The organism is uncultured Corynebacterium sp., assembly GCF_902782855.1.
In the GTDB taxonomy this organism is placed as follows: domain Bacteria; phylum Actinomycetota; class Actinomycetes; order Mycobacteriales; family Mycobacteriaceae; genus Corynebacterium.
The window spans coordinates 1-4,644 of record NZ_CACZOO010000302.1 but is presented as its reverse complement, the minus strand read 5'-3'; the positions used below and the strand labels follow the sequence as shown (position 1 = coordinate 4,644).

At 69.7% G+C, this 4,644-nt stretch carries 5 protein-coding genes; 2 read left to right on the top strand and 3 right to left on the bottom strand.

The genetic code is table 11. The annotated features are described in order from the left end of the window. From QZV72_RS12310 to QZV72_RS12300, 3 genes are all read right to left on the bottom strand, one after another. Positions 1-340, bottom strand: a 340-nt coding sequence (locus QZV72_RS12310; protein ID WP_297008880.1) for an alpha-(1->3)-arabinofuranosyltransferase family protein, incomplete at its 3' end; no start/stop codon positions are given. 62 nt (positions 341-402) lie between these two features. Further along, positions 403-597 carry a DUF2613 family protein gene (locus tag QZV72_RS12305; protein ID WP_297008879.1) on the bottom strand — a complete coding sequence of 65 codons (195 nt, stop codon included), beginning with the start codon at positions 595-597 and terminating at the stop codon, positions 403-405. A gap of 48 nt (positions 598-645) precedes the next feature. Next, positions 646-1,155 carry a universal stress protein gene (locus tag QZV72_RS12300; RefSeq protein ID WP_297008878.1) on the bottom strand — a complete coding sequence of 170 codons (510 nt, stop codon included), beginning with the start codon at positions 1,153-1,155 and terminating at the stop codon, positions 646-648. 37 nt (positions 1,156-1,192) lie between these two features. On the opposite strand from QZV72_RS12300, the gene QZV72_RS12295 reads away from it, so the two are divergent. Together QZV72_RS12295 and QZV72_RS12290 are read left to right on the top strand one after the other, a co-directional pair. Beyond that, the gene (locus QZV72_RS12295) at positions 1,193-2,530 is read left to right on the top strand and encodes a glycoside hydrolase family 3 N-terminal domain-containing protein (protein ID WP_297008877.1); all 1,338 of its coding nucleotides are present in this window, start codon (positions 1,193-1,195) and stop codon (positions 2,528-2,530) included. A 142-nt stretch (positions 2,531-2,672) separates the two neighbouring features. After that, positions 2,673-4,259, top strand: coding sequence for a VanW family protein (locus QZV72_RS12290; RefSeq protein WP_297008881.1), 1,587 nt, complete (start codon positions 2,673-2,675; stop codon positions 4,257-4,259). Positions 4,260-4,644 lie beyond the last annotated feature (385 nt).

Below are 4,644 nucleotides of genomic sequence, written 5' to 3'. Positions count from 1 at the left end.
GCGCGTAGAGCAGGGCCGCCAGAATGCGGGACTGCCGCGAACCGACGCCGGCGACCTCCGCCACCCGCACGAATCCCGTGAACGCCAGGCACAGCAGCAGGCACCACCACAGCCGCTGCGTCAGCCAATCCGCCCAGATCGCGTCGGGGATCAGGTCGAACAGCGCGAAGAAGGCCCCCTGCGGGAACAGGTAGCCGTAGGCCTGGTTCTGCAGCTGTCCCAGGGGGAAGATGTCCGTCCACGGTGACAGTGCCTGGCGGAGGAAACCCCACGGGTCGGCGACGAGATCGTGTTTGGTGTCCGCGACGGTGAGCAGTGGTGCCTGCGCCAGGCACAGCACGAGCCAGGCGCAGGTGGAGAGGATCCATCCGCGCCTGGTGAGCGTGGGGGTCGGCCGGACGGTCAGCGCCGTTCGCCGTACTGGACGGAACCCAGGACGGCGTTGTTCGCGTCGACGTTGTTCGACGGCAGGTCGGAGCCGTCGGCTACCAGGCCGACACCGACTGCGACCAGGCCGCCGAGGACGACGCCGACGACGGCGGAGGCGACCGCGGGGCCGAAACTGCGGCGAGGCGTGGGGTCGGTCTCGAAGGGCATGTGTCCTGTCCTCTGGTCTTCTACCGGCTGTCTTCTACCGGCTGTCTTCTACTGGAGCGGCTCGTCGAGCGGGGGGACGACGAGCACCGGGCACCCGGCGTGCTTGACGATGTTGTCCGCCACACTGGAATGCAGGAGGGACTGCCATCCGCTCAACGCCCGGGTGCCGGCGACGATGAGGTCGACATCCAGCTCCCGGGACGCCTCGACAATGGCGCTCCACACGGCTGCGGAGGACTCTACCAGGTATGGTTCCGTGTCGAAACCAAGTTCGGCGGCGAGGGCGACACCGGCATGGCTGATCTCCGTGGCGTCGATGTACGCCGGATCAGAGGAGTAGTCCGCGGGATCCTCGTTGACCCCCTGGCCACCCGTCGCCAGCCCACCCACACCGGCCGCCCGCGCCGCCTGGCGGTGGATCGGCTCCCAGGCGGTGATGATGTAGGCCTTGTGCGTCGACAGCAGGCGCGCCGCATAACGGACGGCAGCCTTCGCCTGGTCAGAGCCGTCGAAGGCGATGAGGACAGAATCGGTGGGTGCGTTCTTGTCACTGCTCATGCCCACGAGCGTAGTCGCACCACGTACCGTCGGGAGGATGAGCACCCGCACCACCACCCGCACCGCCCCCCGCACCGCCCCCCGCACCGCCCCCCGCACCGCCCCCCGCACCACCACAGCCGTCGCACTCATGGCGGTGCTCGGCGCCCTGTCCGGCCCCGCGTTGGCGGGGTGTTCCCCGGAACCCACGGCGTCCTCCGACGCCACCGGGCCCTCCGCCACAGTGCCCGTCACCTCGCCCGTCACCTCGCCCGTCACCTCGCCCGTCACCTCGCCCGCCACCGACGCCCCCTGCGACCGGACCACCCCCGCAACGACCACCACCCCGGACGACCCGGGTGCGGTGCGACGGACCGTCGCGTCGACCCTCGCCGTCGGCGTCTCCGGCTTCGACGACGCCGCCACCGCCGTCGACGCCGGCGTCCGCCACCTCTTCATCGGATCGGGCACCGACCGGACGATCCTCAACGGTCAGGGGGACCCCGCCCGCTCACTGGCCGCCCTGCAGGAGCGTGCCGGCGGAACCCTCACCGTCTCCGTCGACGAGGAGGGCGGCCAGGTCCAGCGACTCGCCGACCTCACCGGCACCCTCCCGTCGGCCCGGGAGATGGCCGCGACCATGACCCCCACCGAGGTCACCGACCTGTTCACCGACCACGCCCACAAACTCCGCGACCTCGGCGTCACCATGGACTTCGCCCCGGACACCGACCTCGACGGGGGACGGTCCGTCGGCGACAACGCCATCGGCGACCGCGCCTTCTCCGCCGACCCCACCGTCGTCACCGACTACGGGCGGGCCGTCATCGACGGACTGCTCGCCGGCGGCGTCACCCCGGTGGTCAAGCACTTCCCGGGACACGGACACGCCACCGGCGACTCCCACCTCGGCACCGTCACCACCCCGCCGATCGACCGGATGGGTGCGGACCTGCAGCCCTTCGCCGACCTGTCGCAGATCCCCGGGGTGGCGGTGATGGTCGGCCACATGCAGGTCCCCGGCCTCGACACCGGGGAAACGACCGGTGCGGACACCCCCTCCTCGCTCAACCCGGCGTCCTACGGGCTGCTGCGCACCGGGGTCAACGGTGCTCCGGGGTTCACCGGCGTCATCTTCACCGACGACCTCACCGGCATGCAGGCGGTCACCGACCACTACAGTCCCGGGGACGCCGTGACCACGGCCCTGCGCGCCGGTGCCGACGCGCCGCTCGTGTCCTCCGGTATGGACGCCGCCGCGGTGTCCGGCGTCCTCGACGCAGTCGTTGCGGCAGTCGCCGACGGGTCACTCGACATCGGTGTGGTGACCGCGGCGGCGGACCGGATCTGCACTTCGACGGCGGCAACGGGCGTGCCGGAGCCCGCCAACGGTTAAGGTATGGTTCGTGACCAGCAGAACACACCACAGCCACGCCCTCCGACGCGCCGGGAGGTCCCCGTTCCGGCGCTTCTGGTGGCTGTGGACACTGCTCGGCATCCTCGGCCTCGGCGGCGTCCTCTACGCCACTGACCTGGTGATGTCCGAAGGCACCGTACCGCGCGGTGTGACGGTCGGTGGTGTGGACATCGGTTCGATGTCCGCGGAGCAGGCGGAGATCCGGCTCCGCAACCAGCTCGCCGACCAGGTGAAGACCCCGGTGACCGTCACCGCCGGTGGCCTGGAGACCACCGTCGATCCGGTGCCCTCCGGCCTCACCGTCGACTGGGACGCCACCGTCGCGCAGGCCGGTGAACAGCCGAAGAACCCGATCACCCGGCTGCTCAGCTTCTGGCGGACCCGCGAGGTCGGCACCGTGAGCCACTTCAACGAGAACCTCCTCAACGGTACCGTCGGCCGCGTTGTCGGCGACCTCAGCCGGGACCCCGCGGACGCCACCCTCGCCATCAATGACCAGGGCAGGGCGGACATCACCGACGATGTCGACGGGCAGAGCGTGGAGCGGGACGACGTGGACAACGCCATCCGCGGCAACTGGCTCAACACGGACCACCGCGTGAACGTGGACGCGGACGTGACTACCGCCGCCGTCGACCGGGCGGAGGCGGACAAGGTCGCCCGCGAGGTGGTCGACAAGGTGACCTCCGGTGACGTCGTCTTCACCGGACGGGACAACGTCGACGGGCTGCTGCGCCCCGTGGACATGGGACGCGTCGTCACCTTCGTCCCGGACGGCGGCAGCCTGCGCACCGACTGGAACACCGGGGCTGCCAGGGAGATCCTCAGCGGGCAACTGGGGCGGACCGAGGTGGAGTTCCGCAACGCGACCTTCCGGGTCAACGGTTCCGACCTCACCGTCATCCCGTCCCAGGACGGGGTCGAGATCGACTGGGACAAGACCCTCGACGGCCTCGACCGTAAGCTCCTGGACACGCGTGAACGGCGTCACGAGGTGACCTACAACGACCGTAGGGCGACGTACACCACCGAGATGGCGCAGGCGGCGACCTTCGACGATGTCATGGGCGAGTTCACCACCAACGGTTTCGCCGGGGACTCGGGTGTGAACATCCGTCGGGTCGCCGAGCAGGTCAACGGTGCGATCGTGCTGCCGGGCGAGACTTTCAGCCTCAACGGGTACACCGGTCCGCGTGGCACGGCCCAGGGCTATGTCGAGGCCGGGATCATCGAGAACGGTCACGCCGACCGGGCTGTCGGCGGTGGCATCAGCCAGTTCGCCACGACGCTGTACAACGCGTCGTACTTCGCCGGGATGGAGGACGTGGCGCACACCGCGCACTCCTACTACATCAGCCGGTACCCGGCAGGACGCGAGGCGACGGTGTTCGAGGGTGCGATCGACCTGCAGTTCAAGAACACCTTCGACACACCGGTGCTCATCCAGACCTCGGCGGACAGTTCCTCGGTGACGGTCCGGTTGCGCGGTGTCCGGCACGTGGACGTGGAGTCCATCCCGGGAGCGAAGACGAACTACACCGATCCCGAGCGCATCGAGTTGGAGGGGGACACGTGTTCGCCGTCCTCGGGATCACGCGGGTTCACGACCTCGGACACCCGGGTGGTGCGTGATCTCTCCGGACGCGAGCTGTCGCGTAAGACCACGACGACGAAGTACGATCCCTCGCCGATCGTGACCTGCAGGTAGGGGCGTTTCGCCTCGTTCGCTGCGCGTGTCCCCCGCGCCGCCTGACCTGCCCCCCTTGTCCCACGGGCTCCGTTCGGTGGACGCCGCGACCGCCGCCGTCCAGTGCTTGTCCCGCACCGTGCGCGGTGAGAAGACCTGGTGGGTGCCGTCCGTCCCCGGGCTGGAGGACCATGAGGTGCGGGCGGTCCAGCTCATCGATGCCTTCCACCAGTGCACGCACGTCACTTCGCGGCAGATTCTCGTGGCTGCGCGGCGACGGTTGCTCGTCAGAGTGCCGGGGTGTCAGCGTGCCGGGTGTCAGAGTGTGGGGCGTCAGAGCGCGGGGTAGTCGGTGTACCCGGTTGCCCCGCCGAAGTAGTAGGTCTTCGGGTCAGGGGTGTTGAGG